Below are 16,025 nucleotides of genomic sequence, written 5' to 3' on the forward strand. Positions count from 1 at the left end.
GGTAACGTCCGGAGGGTGCCGCTGACCTTCCCGTCGCACCTGGCGCCGGTGCTGCCGCTCAAACTGTGGCGGCCGGGCTGGTTCGACGGCGTGGCACTGTGCACCGGCGCGGTGGCGCCGGACGTCGCGTACCTGTTCACCGGCACGCGACTGGCGCTCGGCATGCGGACGCACACGCTCGGCGGACTGCTCTGGTGGTGCCTGCCGGTCGCCCTCGGGTACGCCTGGGTGCTGCGCCGCGTGGTCGCCGGCATCGCGGTGCACCTGCCCGCGCGGCGGCTGTTCGGCTGGCAGTGGTACGCGACACTGGCCACTGTGCGCCACCCGTGGCAGGTGACCGTCTGCTCGGCGCTCATCGGCGCGTTCAGCCACGTGGCCTGGGACCGGGCCAGCCACAGCGAACGGCTGCCCCGGCTGCTCGGCGTCGCCGACTTCCACGCCCTGACCGGCGTGTACTGGTACCAGTTCGCCGATCTGGTGACCGGCCTGGGCGGCGGGCTGCTGGTGGCCGGGCTGGCCGTCTACGAGGCCCGCCGCGGGCTGCGGTCCGGTGACGTGCCCGTACCCGGGCCGGAGGCGAAGCCGAACGTGTTCTGGCGGGTGGCGCTGGCGGTCACCGGGCTCGGCGCGCTGCTGCTGCCCGCGCTGCCGGCGGCCGGCGTCGCCGCCCCGGCCGGCGTACGGGCGCTGCACGTGGTCGCGTTGGCGCTCGTCGCCGGGGCGGTGGCGGCCCGGACCGGCCCGCCGTCGCCCGCCGGGCGGACTCGGCGTCTCGAAGTCGAACAGCGCGAAACCGGCTGACCCCGTTACGCCGACATGCCGCAATTCCGCATAGACATCAATCACAACCGCAGTCGTCGGTCATCGCTTGTCCGGCCTGCGCGGACGCGCCTAACCTGAGCCGGCGCCCATGCCTCGTCGGGGTGAGGCGGGGGCGCACCGGAGTCCGGTGGTGAGAGCACCGTGGAGCTGAGTGCGGGCATACCGGCTCGCCGTGCGGAGCCCGGCGGAAGGCGTCGTGCCACGCCTGCCGCGCTCCCGTGGCGCAGACCGCTACCCAACCGGACGGCCGGGGTCAGGACCGGGGAGTTGCGGACCCGGTCCTGACCCGTCCGGCGCCCTCCACCAGCACGCTGGATCGCCGCCCGGATCGCGGGTGGGACACCCCTGGTGCGCGGGCCGGTGACGGAGCGACACTGAGTCATGACACCTCAGCGCGTACCGCTGCTCGCCGGTCTGGTCGTGCTGTTCGTGACGGCCTGTACGGCGACCGGCCACGACGGCGCGTCCCCGGCGCCCACCCCGACGGTCGCGGCGGCGTCCGCGCCGGCCCTCACCGACGCTCCGGGGGCCACCCCCACCCCGCCGGTCCCGACCGATGCCGCGTCGGCCGCCGAGTCCTGGCGCGTCACCTGGGGGTGGGCGGTGCCCGGCGGCCCGGCCCGGGTGACCCATCGGGTACGGGTGCCGGTCACCCCGCCGCCCGGGGAACCGCTGCCCGTCCTGGTGGCGATCGACGTCGGTGACCATCCGGCGGAGGGGTTCAGCCGGATCACGTTCGCCTTCCGCGGTCCCACCCCGTCCTACGAGGTCTCCTACGTGCCGCAGGTGGTGACCGAGGGGCGGGGCGCGCCGGTCACGCTGCCCGGCACCGCGTACCTGTCGGTGCGGTTCGATCCGGCCCAGGCGCACGACGCCCGCGGCGGCGGAACGGCGGACCTGCCGCCAGCGGCGATCCGCTTCCCCACGCTGCGCGGATGGGCGGTGGCCGGCGACTTCGAGGGCCACCTCAGTTTCGGCCTCGGCCTGCAACCGTCCGACGGCGGCCGGCTGCCGGTGCGGCTGGGGGAGTCCGACCGCCCGGACGGCACCCACGTGGTGGCAGTCGACGTGCGGCGGAGCTGATCCGGCGAGGAGTCGGGCGAGGTCGTTGGTTTCGAGCTTCGGATGCCCCGTCGATGAGTGAGTGTCAGCCGACCTCGCCGCGCACGATCGCCACCGCCACCCGGCAGAACTCGTCCATGTCCGGGTTGAACCCGGCGGCGATGTCGGGGTGCAGGCCGGAGCGGGTCTCGTCGAGCAACCGACGGCAGACGTCCTCCACCGGCTCGCCGGCGTAGCCGGCGCGGACCCGGTCGGCGGCCGCCTGCAGGGCCGAGGTCAGCTGATCCTCCAGCGGGCCGCGCAGCTTCTGCTGCACGGGGTCCAGCCCGCTCGGATCGAGCGTGACATGTGGCTCCGACATCGGCACTCCCTTCGTCGGCGTCCGCGGTACCCCACCGCGGACGTCGGTCAAACCATCGTCGGTACGGCCGACACCCGGACCAGATATGAGAACTCCTCCGCCGGCTGTTCGACGTACGACAGCCGGCGGATCTGCCGGTCGTCGGCCCAGAGCGCGACGTCGACGAGCACGCCGAGGTGGGCGAGACCGATGCTGGACACCCGCTTCTTGTCCTGGAGCACCGCGCACACCCCGCCCAGCAGGGTGCTGGCGTCGGAGGTGCGGTGCCCGGGCGGACAGCGCAGGGTCAGTTCCACCTCGACCGGCCCGGTCAGCGGGGTCCACCCGGTGCGCTGGGCCGCCGTGCAGGCGGCCTGAAGCAGGGCGCGGACCCTCGTCGCCTGCCGGTGCCCGGCGGCGAAGATGGACAGGGCCTCGGTCTTGACCGGGGGCAGGCCGCTCACCTCGAACGTCAGGGCGAGAGCGCGGGTGTCCTGCACGACGGCACCTCCTCGGGGGAATCCTGCCCAACCGGGGAACGCACGCAAGGCACTTCCCGTCAGAACCAACCGATCGGGCGGGCGATGGGGGACGGCCGGAGGCGCGTCGGCGTCGACGGCGACGCGCCGGCTACGGAGCTGGGCAAAACGCTAGCCGAGCCGGCTGACGCTGGGTAGCCTCCGCCGCTCCCGGATCGCCACGGCGGTCGGGCGCCGGTGTGCCGGGCCGCCGTCACATGTCCGTGATGTTTCGCTCCGTCGCAGGTCGGGCACGTTCAGCCGCACGACACGCCCGGGGCGTCGGGCGATCGGGCCCGCGCCCCGGTCGTCTCGCCGTGCACCGGGGCACGTGTCACTCCCCGGTTCTTCGCCGAAGAGAGGGGGAGGGTGATGACGACAGTCCCCGACACGGCCGCACGGCGGCCGGCCGGACGCGCGGCGGCAGCGGCCGCCGCGCTCGCGTTGGTGGCCCCGCTGGCCGCCTGCGGGTCCGGCGGCGACGGCGGCGTCCCCACGATCAACCTGTACTACCCGCCCGAGCAGAACCTGCAGAAGGTCGTCGACACCTGCAACACGGCGGCGCAGGGGCGGTACCGGATCGACTACCGGGTGCTGCCGCGCGAGGCCGACGAGCAGCGGGTGCAGATGGTGCGGCGGCTCGCCGCGCAGGACAGCGGGATGGACGTGCTCGGCCTGGACGTCACGTGGACCCAGGAGTTCGCCAGCGCGAAGTGGATCAAGGAGTGGACCGGCCAGGACAAGTCCGAGGTCGAGCAGGGCACGCTCGGCGGCCCGCTGGAGACCGCCCGGTACGAGGACAAGCTCTACGCCGCTCCCAAGAACACCAACGTGCAGCTGCTGTGGTACCGGTCCGACCTGGTGTCGCAGCCGCCGAAGACCTGGGACGAGATGATCTCCGCCGCCCAGCAGCTCAAGGAGCAGGGCAAGCCGTACCAGGTGCTCACCATGGGCGCCCAGTACGAGGGCCTGGTGGTGCTCTACAACACGCTCGCCGAGAGCGCCGGCGGCAAGATCCTCAGTGACGACGGCAAGAAGGCGGAGATGGACGCCGGCGCGGTTCGCGCGCTGGACCAGCTCCAGAAGTTCGCCACGTCGGGCGTGACCTCGCCGTCGTTCAGCAACGCGCTGGAGGACCCGGTACGGCTGGAGTTCCAGTCCGGCAAGGGCGCGTTCCAGGTGAACTGGCCGTTCGTCTATCCGGCGCTGCAGGAGGCCAACCCCGACCTGGCGAAGGACGTGAAGTGGGCCCGGGTGCCCGGCATCGACGCGGACACCCCCAGCAAGGTCACCATCGGCGGGGTCAACCTGGCGGTCAGCAGCTACTCCAAGCACCCGGAGGAGGCGTTCGAGGCGGCCCGCTGCCTGCGTAACGCCGAGAACCAGAAGTTCTCCGCCGTCAACGACGGCGTGCCGCCCACCATCGAGGCCGTCTACGACGACCCGGAGATGACCGAGGCGTACCCGATGAAGGAGACCATCCTGGAGGAGCTGAAGGACTCCGCGGTCCGGCCGCTGACCCCGGCGTACCAGAGCATCTCCACGGTGATGTCGGCGATCCTGTCGCCGCCGTCGGCGATCCGGCCCGAGCAGACCGCCGACGAGCTGCGCAAGGCGATCTCCGACGCGCTGGAGTCCAAGGGGGTTCTGCCATGAGCGCGAGGAGTGAGCCGGTCCTGCGAGCCCCGCAGTCGCGAAAGAAGGTGGCACTGTGAGCGTGAACGCCACCCCGGCCGGCGCGCAGGCCGCCGCCGAGGCCGAGGCCGAGCAGCCGGGCGGCCGGCACGCCGCCGTACCGGAACAGCGGTCCCGGCGTGGATCCCGCGCCCCGCTGAGCGAGAACAAGCGGGCCGAGCGGCGTCTGGGCTGGCTGCTGTGCGCGCCGGCCGCGCTGGTCATGGTGCTGGTCACCGCGTACCCGATCCTGTACTCGGTCTGGCTGTCGCTGCAACGCTTCGACCTGCGCTTCCCCGACGAGCGGGAGTTCGTCGGTCTGGAGAACTACGTCACCGTGCTGACGAACGACTTCTGGTGGACCGCGTTCGGGGTGACCGCGCTGATCACAGTGGTGACCGTCGCGGTCGAGCTGGTGCTCGGCATGGGCCTGGCGCTGATCATGCACCGGACGCTCGTCGGCCGCGGCATCGTCCGCACCGCCGCGTTGATCCCGTACGGCATCGTCACTGTGGTCGCGGCGTTCTCCTGGCGGTACGCCTGGACGCCGGGCACCGGCTACCTGGCGAACCTGTTCGACGGCAGCGCCCCGCTGACCGAGCGGGCCAGCTCGCTGGCGATCATCATGCTGGCGGAGATCTGGAAGACCACCCCGTTCATGGCGCTGCTGCTCATGGCCGGGCTGGCACTCGTGCCGGAGGACCTGCTCAAGGCGGCCTCCACCGACGGCGCGACGGCGTGGCAGCGGTTCACCAAGGTGATGCTGCCGGTGATGAAGCCGGCCATCCTGGTCGCGCTGCTGTTCCGCACGCTCGACGCGTTCCGGGTCTTCGACAACATCTTCGTGCTCACCAACGGCGGTAACGAGACGTCGTCGGTGTCGATGCTCGCCTACAACAACCTGATCCGGGGCCTGAACCTCGGCATCGGTTCCACGATGTCGGTGCTGATCTTCATCACCGTGGCGATCATCGCCTTCGTGTTCGTGAAGCTGTTCGGCACCGCTGCCCCGGGCAGCGACGATGGGGAGAGGCGCTGACATGGCAGTGGAAACCACCACGCGGGCGAAGGTGCGTTGGGGCCTGCTGGACGTCGTGGTAGTCGTCTTCGCGCTGGTCCCCGTGCTCTGGATCGCCTCGCTGTCGTTCAAGACCCCGGCCACGCTCACCGACGGCAAGTTCTGGCCACGGGAGTGGACGCTCGACAACTACCGGACCATCTTCGACACCGACCAGTTCGTCCGGGCCCTGGTCAACTCCATCGGCATCGCGCTGATCGCCACCGCCATCGCCGTGGTGCTCGGGACGATGGCCGCGTACGCGATCTCCCGGCTGGACTTCCCGGGCAAGAAGCTGCTCGTCGGCGTCTCGCTGCTGATCGCGATGTTCCCCCAGGTGTCGCTGGTGTCGCCGCTGTTCGAGATCGAACGGCAGCTCGGGCTGTTCGACACCTGGCCGGGGCTGATCCTGCCGTACATCACGTTCGCGCTGCCGCTGGCGATCTACACGCTGTCGGCGTTCTTCAAGCAGATCCCGTGGGACCTGGAGAAGGCGGCGAAGATGGACGGCGCCACCCAGGCGCAGGCGTTCCGGCGGGTGATCGCGCCGCTGGCCGCACCCGGCGTGTTCACCACGGCGATCCTGGTCTTCATCTTCTGCTGGAACGACTTCCTGTTCGCGATCACGCTCACCTCGACCGAGCGGTCCCGCACGGTCCCGGTGGCCCTGCAGTTCTTCACCGGCGAGTCGCAGTTCGAGGACCCGACCGGGGCGATCTGCGCCGCCGCGGTGGTGATCACCGTGCCGATCATCCTGTTCGTGCTCTTCTTCCAGCGCCGCATCGTCTCCGGTCTGACCTCCGGCGCAGTCAAGGGATAGGTGGTAGCAATGGCCGACATCGTGCTGGACAAGGTGAGCAAGCGGTTCCCGGACGGGACCACCGCCGTACAGGACGTCGACCTGGAGATCGCCGACGGCGAGTTCGTCATCCTGGTCGGCCCGTCCGGCTGCGGGAAGTCCACCACGCTCAACATGATCGCCGGGCTGGAGGACATCAGCTCCGGTGAGCTGCGCATCGGCGGTGAGCGGGTCAACGACAAGGCCCCCCGGGACCGGGACATCGCGATGGTCTTCCAGTCGTACGCGCTCTACCCGAACATGACCGTCCGGGAGAACATGGCGTTCCCGCTGCGGCTGGCGAAGCTGGACAAGGAGACCATCAACCAGAAGGTCGACGAGGCGGCGAAGGTGCTGGAGCTGACCGCGCTGCTGGACCGCAAGCCGGCCAACCTCTCCGGCGGGCAGCGGCAGCGGGTGGCGATGGGCCGGGCGATCGTCCGCCAGCCCAAGGCGTTCCTGATGGACGAGCCGCTGTCGAACCTCGACGCCAAGCTGCGGGTGCAGATGCGCACAGTGGTGTCCCGGCTGCAGAAGCAGCTCGGCACCACCACCGTCTATGTCACCCACGACCAGACCGAGGCGATGACGCTGGGCGACCGGGTGGTCATCATGCGCGGCGGCGCGGTGCAGCAGGTCGGGCCGCCGCAGGAGCTGTACGACCACCCGCGCAACCTCTTCGTCGCCGGCTTCATCGGCTCGCCCTCGATGAACTTCGTGCACGCCGTCGTGGAGGACGGCCGGCTGCGGACCGCGCTCGGTGACGTGCCGGTCGGCGACCGGATCCGCCGCGAGCTGGAGGGCGCCGACGCACCACGGGAGCTGATCCTCGGCATCCGCCCGGAGCACTTCGAGGACGCGGCGCTGGTCGACGACGAGACCCGCCGCCGGGGCATGGAGTTCGAGGCGCCCGTCGACATCGTCGAGTCGATGGGCTCGGACAAGTACGTCTACTTCACCGTCGAGGGGGAGCGGGCCACCGCCGCCGAGCTGGAGGAGCTGGCCGCCGACACGGGTGCGGCGGACTTCGCCGGCGCCGGGTCGAACCTGGTCACCCGGCTGTCGGCGGAGTCGCCGGTACGCGAGGGCGAGTCGCGGCGGGTGTGGTTCAACCTGGAGAAGATCCACCTGTTCGACCCGGGCAGCGGCCGCAACCTGACGCTGCACGAGGGCCGATCGGCCGGCGCGCTCGCCGACTGATCCCGGACCCGCCCGAGGGCCGGTGGCATGTCTGCCGCCGGCCCTCGGCAGGACCGCCGGAGGGGATCGGCAGGCCCTGCGCCGTCACCAGGAGTGGCGCAGCGCAAGGCCGAGGAAACGGGCGTAAGCCGCCAGTGCGGCGTCCACCCGGGATCGCAGCGCGGCGTCGAACGGCACGAGCTGGTGCACGGTCACCCTCACCGCCTTCGCGCCGATCGTCCGCGTCCAGGTGCCGGCCACGCGCCCGCCGCGCACCACAGTGGAGCGGAACATCCCGTTGTTGCCGGGGACCACGGCGGCGGCGTGCGCCGGGTCGAGCATCAGCGACCGGTCCTTGAAGCCGAGCAGGTATTCGTCGAAGCCGGGCAGCGTGTGCACGTCGTCGGCGGGCGCGCGGGGCGCGTCGAGCAGCGCGGTGTCGACCACCGCGGGCTCGCCGTCGACCTCGACCGGGGAGAGCAGGTCACCGGCGAGCGTGATCGCCCGGGTCGCGTCGGTGACGGTCAGGCCGGTCCACCGGGCCAGCTCGTGCCGCGACACCGGGCCGTGGCCGCGCACGTAGCGGTGCGCCAGCAACGCCAGCGCCTCGTCGCGCTCCGGACGGTGCGGCTCGGGCGCCCACTCGTCGAGCAGGACGAACGTCTGCTCGGTGCCGACGTGCGGGGCGATGCAGGTGACGCCGCGCTGGCTGGCGTACCACAGCAGGTGGTAGCCGCGCTGACCGTCCGTGTCCAGCCCGGCGGCGCGCAACGCGGCCAGGCACTCGGCGCGGGTGAGCCGCCCGCCGCCGGTCAGCGCCGCGCCCAGCACGTCGCCGGCCCGGTCGCAGTCGGCGAGGGTCAGCCCGAGCTGCCGCCACCGCCCGCCGATGCCGGCGAGCGTCCGCGCCCCGGTCAGCTCCAGCATCCACCGCGTGTCGCGCGCCGGCACCAGGTGCACGGTGCCGCGCATCGGCCAGGTGCGCAGCGCCTCGCGCCGCTCCAGCGCCGCGCTGACGTCGGCCTGGGTGGAGCCGGGCAGGCGTACGCCGAGCGACCACAGCCCGCTCGCCGCGTCTTGCGCCTGCATGGCGCCGAACCACTCGACCACGTCGGCGACACCCGTCGGGCGGGCGGTGGGGTGCGGGCGCAGCAGCAGGGCGGTCATGCGCAGCGCGAGCGCCTCGGCGCGGCTGAGGCGTACGGTCACGGGCGTCAGCCTAGGCCCGGGGTACGACAATCCGGCCCCTGATCGCGCTGCGCCGGCGGCGCTGCCGACACCAGCGCGATCCCCCGTTCAGGTTCCCGGCGCGGGGGCGGCCGGTGCGGCCGGCGCCGGTCCGATCAGCATCCCGTGTGAGCTGGGCGCAGGCAGCGGTTGCCGGCGGAACTTGCGCAAATCTTGAGCCACGCTCAAGCCAGGCGCCGGTGCATCACCAGCAGGTCGACGTACCCCCGGGTGGGGTGCCGGAAGCCCTCCGGCACCCGGCCGATCACCTCGAAGCCCAGCGACCGCCACAGCGCGACCGCCCGGGTGTTAGTGGCCACCACGGCGTTGAACTGCATGGCCCGGTAGCCGTCGGCCCGGGCCGCGTCGAGCACGTGCGCGGCCAGCGCCCGGCCGACGCCGCGCCCGGCGGCGGCCGGGTCGACCATGAACGAGGCGTTCGCCACGTGGTCGCCCGGACCACCCTGGTTGGGCGCCAGCTTGGCCGAACCGAGCACCGCGCCGTCCGGCGCCACCGCGACCACGGTGCGCGCCGGCGGGGCCGGCATCCAGAGCCCACGCGCCTGCTCCTCGGTGAGGTCGCGGGGCCAGGTGTACGTCTCGCCGGCCGCCACGATCTCGCGCAGGAACGGCCAGATCAGCGGCCAGTCGGCCGGCGTGGCGGTACGGATCTGCACCCGGCGAGCATGCCACGCCCGGCGTTTGACGGAGCAAGTAACGGGTAGTCGCCGGAGCTGACCCGAAACGAGGAGGAAACGTCTGATGGATGGCCAGGTCAAGGTCGCGGTGATCTATTACAGCGCGACCGGCATCACCTACCAGATGGCGCAGGCGGCGGTCGAGGCGGCGGGGGAGGCCGGCGCCGAGGTGCGCCTGCGCAAGGTACGTGAGCTGGCGCCCGACGAGGCGATCCGCTCCAACTCCGGCTGGCAGGCGCACCGGCTGGAGACCCAGGACGTGATGGAGGCCGAACCGGACGACCTGGCCTGGGCGGACGTGGTGATCATGGGCGCGCCGACCCGGTACGGCATGATCGCCGCCCAGCTCAAGCAGTTCATCGACACCACCGGGCCGCTGTGGGCCAACGGGGCGCTGGCCGACAAGGTCTACACCGGGTTCACCTCGACCGCCACGTCGCACGGCGGCCAGGAGGCGACGCTGCTGTCGCTGTACACGGTCTTCTACCACTGGGGCGGTGTCGTGGTGACCCCCGGCTACACCGACCCGAGCCAGTTCGTCGCCGGCAACCCGTACGGCGCGTCGCACACCAGCAACAACGGCGAGGTGGCCCCGGACCACGTGGCCCTGACCGCCACCGCGCTGACCGCCAAGCGGGCCGTGCTGATGGGGGCGGCGCTGAAGCGGGGCATGGCCGGCTGACCGGCGCGACGGGTGACCGGTGGCCGGGCGGGGGCTCTCGAACCCGTCCGGACCACCGGTCGCCAGTGCCCTACCCGCGATCGGCCGCGCCATGCGCGCTCAGCGCCGGCCGGTCGAGCAGATGCCCGAGCAGATCCGCCAGGACCTTCGTGCCGTCCTGGCTCAGCACCGACTCCGGGTGGAACTGCACCCCGGCGAAGCCCGCGCCGCGCAGCGCGTGCACCGCGCCGTCGGCCGGGTCGCGGGACACCTCGACCGGGCCGTACGTGCCGGCGACCCGGTCGGCGTCGGCGCGGGCGGTGAAGCTGGCGTAGAACCCGACGCGGCGGGTCACCCCGAACACCGGCACGTCCCGCGGCAACCCCTGGTACGGCGCGTCGCGGCGGTGCAGCGGCAGGCCCAGCAGCCCGGCGAGCAACTGGTGGCCCAGGCACACCGCGAGCGTCGGCCGGCCCGAGTCGAGCAGCTCGGTCAGCAGCGCCCGCAGCGCCACCATCTTCGGGGCGGTGGCGTCCCGCGGGTCACCCGGCCCCGGGCCGACCACCACCAGGTCGTAGCCGTCCAGCGGGCCCGGGTCCGGCCAGTCCCGCCGGGTCACCGCCAGGCCCAGCGCGCCGAGCTGGTGGGCGAGCATGCCGGTGAACGTGTCCTCGCCGTCGACGATCAGCGCCCGGCGTCCGGCGAGCCCGCGCAGCGCGAGTGCCCCCGGCTTCCGCTGGTCCAGCCAGAACCGGGCCAGCGGGGCGTTGCGGGCGGCCAGCGCGGCGCGTACCTCGGGGTCGTCGGCGTACCGGACGGCCGGCTCGGTGGCCGAGCGCGGCGCGTCCGGGCCCAGACCCAGCGCGGCGAGCACCCCGGCGGCCTTCGCGTGCGTCTCGGCGACCTCCCCGGCGGTGGTCGAGTGCCGGACCAGCGTCGCGCCGACCGGCACGCGCAGCGCGCCGTCCGGGGAGATCTCGGCGGTACGGATCAGGATCGGCGCGTCGAGCGTCTGCCGGCCCTGCTCGTCGCGGCCCAGCAGGGCGAGCACCCCGGCGTAGTAGCGCCGGCCGGCGCGCTCGTGCCGGGCGATCACCCGGCAGGCGTTCTCCATCGGGCTGCCGGTGACCGTCGGCGCGAACATGGTCTCCCGCAGCACCTCGCGGACGTCCCGGGAGCAGCGCCCGGCCAGCAGGTACTCGGTGTGCGCCAGGTGCGCCATCTCCTTCAGGTACGGCCCGACCACCTGGCCGCCGTGCTCGGCGACCACGGCCATCATCTTCAGCTCCTCGTCCAGCACCATGTACAGCTCCTCCACCTCCTTCTCGTCGTGCAGGAAGCGCAGCAGCTCAGCCCGGTCGACGGTCGCGCCCCGGTGCCGGAACGTGCCGCTGATCGGGTTCATCTCGACCAGCCCGTCGGCGACGCTGACGTGCCGCTCAGGGCTGGCGCCGACCAGGATCCGGGTGCCGGTGTGCACCAGGAACGTCCAGTACGCGCCCCGCTCGCGCAGCAGCAGCCGGCGCAGCGCGGCCAGGGCCGCCGCAAGCGGGTCGCCCTGCACTGTGGCGCGCATGGTGCGGTGGATGACGAAGTTCGCGCCCTCGCCCCGGCCGATCTCGTCGGTCAGCACCCGTTCCACTATCGCCGCGTACTCGTCGTCGGGGATGTCGAAGCCGGCGTCGCGGGTGCGTACCTCGGCGTCGGGCAGGTCGTCGAGGAGTTCGGCGAGCGGTATCCGCCGGTGCTCCTCGACCGCCAGGAACTCCAGCGGCAGCCCGTCGTCGACGCACTCGAAACCGCGTTCGGTGATCTGCCGGTACGGCACCACCGCCAGCGTGTGCGGCCCGGGGCCGTGTTCGGGCAGTGGCAGGTCGGCGAGCCGGTCGGCGGTGCGTACCGGGCCGGTGAACAGGTCGACATGGCCGGCGCCCTCGCGGCGGACGAGCGCGAACGGGCCGGGGTCGCGGCCGGCCGCGACGGCGGCGAGCGGGTCGGACGGGCGGGTCATCGGGTCTCCTCGGTGGGCCGGTGGCCGCCGGTGAAGGCGACCCGGGATGCCGGGGAAGACCGGCGGCCGCCTCGTCGGGCGGCCGCGTGGGGAAAGCTACGCGCGGGGGTGGGCCGCCGGGTCGGCGGGCCACCAGCAGGACAGATGCGCGAGCATGACGGTCACTGTACGCGGTCGGCGGTCGGCGCGGAACCCGATCACACGAGAGCGGTACGGATCTTGGCGTAGCCGCCGGTCACGGCGGGTAGGTTGACCGGCGATGGACATTCTCGCTCTGGATCTGGGCACCTCCTCGGTGCGCGGCCTGGTGCTCGACGCGGACGCCGTGCCCCGTCCGGGCGCGCTGGCCCGGCGCCGGGTGCGCCTGGTCACCGGGGAGGACGGCAGCGGGACGCTCGACGGCCCGGCCTATCTGGCCTGCCTGATCGAGTGCGTGGACGAGCTGGCCGCCGGTGGGCACCTGCGGGACGTGGAGCTGGTCGCCACCTCCGCGCAGTGGCACTCGGTGCTGCCGGTGGCCGCCGACGGCACACCGTCGGGGCCGGTGCTGACCTGGCTGGACACCCGGCCGGAGCCGCTTGGCGGAGCGACCGGGCCGGCCGACCCGGAGGACTTCCACAGGCGTACCGGCACCTGGTGGCACCGCTGCTACTGGTCGGTGCGGCTGCCCTGGCTGCGCGAGCGGGCCGGCCCGGCCGCCCGTTTCACCGGGCTCACCGAGTACGCGCTCGGCACGCTGCTCGACGAGGCGCCGATGTCCGTGTCGCTGGCCTCCGGCACCGGGCTGTTCGACCTGTGGCGCCTGGACTGGGACGCGGAGGCGTGCGAGCTGGCCGGCGTACGCCCGGATGGGTTGGCGCCGCCGGCCCCGCGGGGCTGGCACGGCCGGCTGAACGCGACGTACGCCCGGCGCTGGCCGCAGTTGGCCGGCGCGCGGTGGGCGCCGCCGGTCGGCGACGGCGCGGCGGCGAACGTCGGCTCGGGCTGCGTCGAGCCCTCCCGCGCGGCGGTGACCGTCGGCACCTCGGCGGCGGTCCGTGTGATCCAGGCGCTGCCGGCCGGTGCGCAGCCGCCGCCGCTGCCGGCGCAGCTCTGGCGCTACCGGGTCGACCACGACCACGTGGTGACCGGCGCGGCGTACTCCAGCGGCGGCAACCTCTTCGCCTGGGCGGCCCGCGAGCTGCGGCTGCCGGAGGGCGCGGAGCTGGAGGCGGCGCTGGACCGCACCGCCGGCCCGGTGCGGGCCGATCCGCGCTTCGGCGGCGACCGTCCACCCGGCACCGCCCCGGCGGGCTCGGGGGAGCTGCGCGGGCTGAGCTTCGGCACCACCGCCGTGGACATCCTCGCCGGTCTGATGAGCGGGCTGTGCCGGCTGGTCGCCGACGACCTGACCCTGCTGGAGGCCGACATCGGCGAGCCGACGGAGGTGATCCTCGGCGGCGGGGCGCTGACCGCCTCGCCGTGGTGGCGCGGGGCGTTCCTCGACGCGCTCGCGCCGCGCCGGGTGGCCTGGCAGCGCAACCCGGAGATCGGCGCGACCGGCGCCGCGCTCATCGCGCTGGGCCGGCTCGCGGAGGCGGGCGAGATCGCCGGGGTCGGCCGGACGGACGAGGCCGCCTCGCACGCGTGACCGTCCACCCGCGGCGCTGACCGTCCTGGTCATGCCGTCCGGGCGGCCGTTGACACCGACCGCCGGCCTGATTGGATGGACTCCGCTCCCCGACGTGGTGGGGCGGGACGAGGAGGCAACCGTGGGCGCAGGTCCCGACCCGGTTCGCGGTGCGGCCCCTCAACCGCACCGGCGGCGCTCCGGGTTCCGGCTGCGGGACTGGCGGATGGGCACCAAGCTCGCCACGGTGCTGGTGATCCCCTCACTGGCGTTCCTGATCCTGGCCGGCATCCAGACCCGGGGACTGGTCGGGCAGACCACCACGCTGAGCGCCTTCGCCGAGCAGGTCGGCATCGGCCGGCAGATCTCCGCCGCCGTGGACCGGCTCCAGCACGAACGGGACCGCACCGCCGGTGAACTGGCCGCGCTGCGCCGCGCCGGCACCGGCGCCGACCGGGACGCCGCCGTCGCCGCGCTCAAGCCGCTCCAGGAGGCCACCGACCGGGCGATGACGGAGCTGCGCACCGCCGCCGCGCCGCTGGCCGACGCCGACGCCGCCTGGCGCGTTTCCTACTCCGAGGCCATCGAGGCGTACGACCAGGTGGTGAACATCCGGGCGGCGGTGGCGCCGGCGGTGCTGTCCAGCGACACCGTGCTGAGCAACTACCACAGGTCCGTCGCGGCGCTGCTGCGCCTGCTGGCCGAGCCGTCGCCGGGCGACGGCCGGCAGGACCTGACCGAGGCGGTGCTGCGGTACGTGCAGGTCTCCCGGGTCAAGGAGCTGTCCTCGCGCATCCGCGCGGAGCTCTACGCCGCCGCCCGGTCCGGCCGGTACGAGCCCGACGCCCAGGTGACGCTGAGCGACCTGCGGGCCCAGCAGCTCACCGCGCTCGGCGCGTTCCGGGTCGCGGCGACCTCGGACCAGATCCGCCGCTACGACCGCACCTCGGTCGACCCGGCGTTCGTCGCCGCCACCCGGATGGAGGAGCGCACCCTGCCCGGCGGCGAGGCGAAGCCGGCCCTGCTGGACGCGGCCCAGTGGTGGGCGGCCGGCGAGCAGCGGCAGGAGCTGTTCCGCCAGCTGGAGAGCGAGATCGTCGCCGACGCGGTACGCGAGGCGGACGACGCCAGCGCCCGGCAACTGCGCGACACGCTGCTGGTGGGCGGCGCGATCGCCACGGTGCTCCTGGCCGCGGTGCTGATCTCGCTGCTGGTCGGCCGGTCGGTGGCCCGCGCCATGCGGCAGCTCCGCGGCCAGGCGCTGCGGATCGCGCAGGTGGACCTGCCGCTGACGCTGGAACGGCTGCGCACGGTGGACCGCCCGGTGGGCGCGATCGACGTACCGCCCGCGGTGATCGACTCGCAGGACGAGATCGGCGAGCTGGCGGAGGCGTTCGTGGCGGTGCACCGCAGCGCCGTCGACGTGGCGGTCGAGCAGGCGATGATGCGGCGCAACGTCAACGCCATGTTCGTCAACCTGGCCCGGCGCAGCCAGGTGCTCGTGGAGCGGCAACTGGAGCTGCTCGACGAACTCGAACGCGAGGAGAGCGACCCGGACCAGCTGGAGAACCTGTTCAAGCTCGACCACCTCGCCGCCCGCATGCGCCGCAACGACGAGAGCCTGCTGGTGCTCGCCGGCAGCGAGTCGACCCGGCGGTGGAACCGCCCGGTGGGCCTGGGCGCGGTGCTGCTGGCCGCCAGCGCGGAGATCGAGCAGTATCAGCGGGTGCGCCACGAGAACCGGACCGACCTGCACGTCGTCGGGCACGCGGTGGGCGACCTGGTGCACCTCTTCGCGGAGCTGCTGGAGAACGCCACCGCCTTCTCCCGCCCGGACACCGCGGTGCGGGTGGTCGTCGAGCCGGACGGCCGGGGCGCGCTGGTGCAGGTGGTCGACGCGGGCCTGGGCATGAGCCCGTCGGCGCTGGCCGAGGCGAACGCGGTGCTCGCCGAGCCGCCGGCCGCCGACGTGTCGGCCTCGGAGCGGATGGGCCTGTTCGTGGTGAGCCACCTCAGCGCCCGGCACGGCGTACGGGTGCGGTTGAGCGCCAGCCGGGCGGGCCTGGTGGCCCGGGTGCGGATCCCGGCCGAGCTGCTCGCCGAGGCGCCCACGCCGGAGACGGACCGGCCGGGGCCGGACCGGCTCGGGCGCGGCGCGGAGCAGCGGGCGCTCACCGGTCGGGTCGCGGCGTCCGGGGCGCTCGTGGCGGCGACCGCCGAGCCGGTTCCGGGCCGATCTCGTAAGGAGCAGCGGGCGATCACGAACGACTCCCTGGAGGAGTCGATCGACCGGGTGATCGCCGGCCCGCAGCGCCGGACCCGGGTGATG

At 73.5% G+C, this 16,025-nt stretch carries 14 protein-coding genes; 9 read left to right on the forward strand and 5 right to left on the reverse strand.

Translation table 11 applies throughout. The features are described from left to right. Positions 1-15 precede the first annotated feature (15 nt). Positions 16-801, forward strand: coding sequence for a DUF4184 family protein (locus tag AB0D28_RS21045; protein ID WP_357388101.1), 786 nt, complete (start codon positions 16-18; stop codon positions 799-801). Positions 802-1,203: 402 nt separating this feature from the next. Next, positions 1,204-1,905, forward strand: a complete 702-nt coding sequence (locus AB0D28_RS21050) for a hypothetical protein (protein WP_357388103.1) — start codon at positions 1,204-1,206, stop codon at positions 1,903-1,905. 64 nt (positions 1,906-1,969) lie between these two features. On the opposite strand, the gene AB0D28_RS21055 is transcribed toward AB0D28_RS21050, so the two are convergent. Together AB0D28_RS21055 and AB0D28_RS21060 are read right to left on the reverse strand one after the other, a co-directional pair. Next, entirely contained in the window at positions 1,970-2,245 is a 276-nt protein-coding gene (locus tag AB0D28_RS21055; protein WP_354873181.1) for a hypothetical protein, read from the reverse strand. 47 nt (positions 2,246-2,292) lie between these two features. Continuing rightward, complete coding sequence (locus tag AB0D28_RS21060) at positions 2,293-2,724, reverse strand: hypothetical protein (RefSeq protein ID WP_357388105.1); 432 nt, start codon at positions 2,722-2,724, stop codon at positions 2,293-2,295. A gap of 390 nt (positions 2,725-3,114) precedes the next feature. On the opposite strand from AB0D28_RS21060, the gene AB0D28_RS21065 reads away from it, so the two are divergent. The 4 genes from AB0D28_RS21065 to ugpC are packed head-to-tail and all read left to right on the forward strand — an operon-like array spanning position 3,115 to position 7,511. Further along, complete coding sequence (locus tag AB0D28_RS21065) at positions 3,115-4,398, forward strand: ABC transporter substrate-binding protein (protein WP_357388107.1); 1,284 nt, start codon at positions 3,115-3,117, stop codon at positions 4,396-4,398. 55 nt (positions 4,399-4,453) lie between these two features. Further along, a complete protein-coding gene (locus AB0D28_RS21070; RefSeq protein ID WP_357388109.1) occupies positions 4,454-5,455 on the forward strand; it encodes a sugar ABC transporter permease in 1,002 nt (333 codons plus the stop codon). A 1-nt stretch (position 5,456) separates the two neighbouring features. Continuing rightward, the gene (locus AB0D28_RS21075; protein ID WP_357388111.1) at positions 5,457-6,293 is read left to right on the forward strand and encodes a carbohydrate ABC transporter permease; all 837 of its coding nucleotides are present in this window, start codon (positions 5,457-5,459) and stop codon (positions 6,291-6,293) included. A 9-nt stretch (positions 6,294-6,302) separates the two neighbouring features. After that, on the forward strand, positions 6,303-7,511 hold the full coding sequence (gene ugpC / locus AB0D28_RS21080) for a sn-glycerol-3-phosphate ABC transporter ATP-binding protein UgpC (protein ID WP_357388113.1): 1,209 nt from the start codon (positions 6,303-6,305) through the stop codon (positions 7,509-7,511). Between the two features lie 84 nt (positions 7,512-7,595). Here ugpC and AB0D28_RS21085 read toward each other — a convergent pair whose 3' ends face one another. Both AB0D28_RS21085 and AB0D28_RS21090 read right to left on the reverse strand, forming a co-directional pair. Then, the gene (locus tag AB0D28_RS21085) at positions 7,596-8,699 is read right to left on the reverse strand and encodes a winged helix DNA-binding domain-containing protein (RefSeq protein ID WP_357388115.1); all 1,104 of its coding nucleotides are present in this window, start codon (positions 8,697-8,699) and stop codon (positions 7,596-7,598) included. Between the two features lie 203 nt (positions 8,700-8,902). Then, positions 8,903-9,394: a GNAT family N-acetyltransferase gene (locus AB0D28_RS21090; protein WP_357388117.1), complete on the reverse strand. Its 492-nt coding sequence runs from the start codon at positions 9,392-9,394 to the stop codon at positions 8,903-8,905. Between the two features lie 85 nt (positions 9,395-9,479). On the opposite strand from AB0D28_RS21090, the gene wrbA reads away from it, so the two are divergent. Continuing rightward, positions 9,480-10,097, forward strand: a complete 618-nt coding sequence (gene wrbA, locus AB0D28_RS21095) for an NAD(P)H:quinone oxidoreductase (protein WP_357388119.1) — start codon at positions 9,480-9,482, stop codon at positions 10,095-10,097. Between the two features lie 70 nt (positions 10,098-10,167). Here the strand turns inward: wrbA and AB0D28_RS21100 are convergent, their stop codons facing one another. Next, complete coding sequence (locus AB0D28_RS21100) at positions 10,168-12,087, reverse strand: chorismate-binding protein (protein ID WP_357388121.1); 1,920 nt, start codon at positions 12,085-12,087, stop codon at positions 10,168-10,170. Positions 12,088-12,346: 259 nt separating this feature from the next. Between AB0D28_RS21100 and AB0D28_RS21105 the strand changes: the two genes are divergently transcribed. After that, positions 12,347-13,717 carry an FGGY family carbohydrate kinase gene (locus AB0D28_RS21105; protein ID WP_357388123.1) on the forward strand — a complete coding sequence of 457 codons (1,371 nt, stop codon included), beginning with the start codon at positions 12,347-12,349 and terminating at the stop codon, positions 13,715-13,717. A 121-nt stretch (positions 13,718-13,838) separates the two neighbouring features. Next, positions 13,839-16,025, forward strand: a 2,187-nt coding sequence (locus tag AB0D28_RS21110; RefSeq protein ID WP_357388124.1) for an ATP-binding protein, incomplete at its 3' end; no start/stop codon positions are given.

This window comes from Micromonospora sp. NPDC048169, assembly GCF_040652815.1.
Lineage (GTDB): Bacteria > Actinomycetota > Actinomycetes > Mycobacteriales > Micromonosporaceae > Micromonospora.

Bases quoted from the DNA above. Each gene is read 5' to 3' on its own strand.
- AB0D28_RS21075 (WP_357388111.1), top strand. From the start codon at position 5,457: ATGGCAGTGGAAACCACCACGCGGGCGAAGGTGCGTTGGGGCCTGCTG.
- AB0D28_RS21100 (WP_357388121.1), bottom strand. From the start codon at position 12,087: ATGACCCGCCCGTCCGACCCGCTCGCCGCCGTCGCGGCCGGCCGCGAC.
- ugpC (WP_357388113.1), top strand. From the start codon at position 6,303: ATGGCCGACATCGTGCTGGACAAGGTGAGCAAGCGGTTCCCGGACGGG.
- wrbA (WP_357388119.1), top strand. From the start codon at position 9,480: ATGGATGGCCAGGTCAAGGTCGCGGTGATCTATTACAGCGCGACCGGC.
- AB0D28_RS21105 (WP_357388123.1), top strand. From the start codon at position 12,347: ATGGACATTCTCGCTCTGGATCTGGGCACCTCCTCGGTGCGCGGCCTG.
- AB0D28_RS21065 (WP_357388107.1), top strand. From the start codon at position 3,115: ATGACGACAGTCCCCGACACGGCCGCACGGCGGCCGGCCGGACGCGCG.
- AB0D28_RS21050 (WP_357388103.1), top strand. From the start codon at position 1,204: ATGACACCTCAGCGCGTACCGCTGCTCGCCGGTCTGGTCGTGCTGTTC.
- AB0D28_RS21055 (WP_354873181.1), bottom strand. From the start codon at position 2,245: ATGTCGGAGCCACATGTCACGCTCGATCCGAGCGGGCTGGACCCCGTG.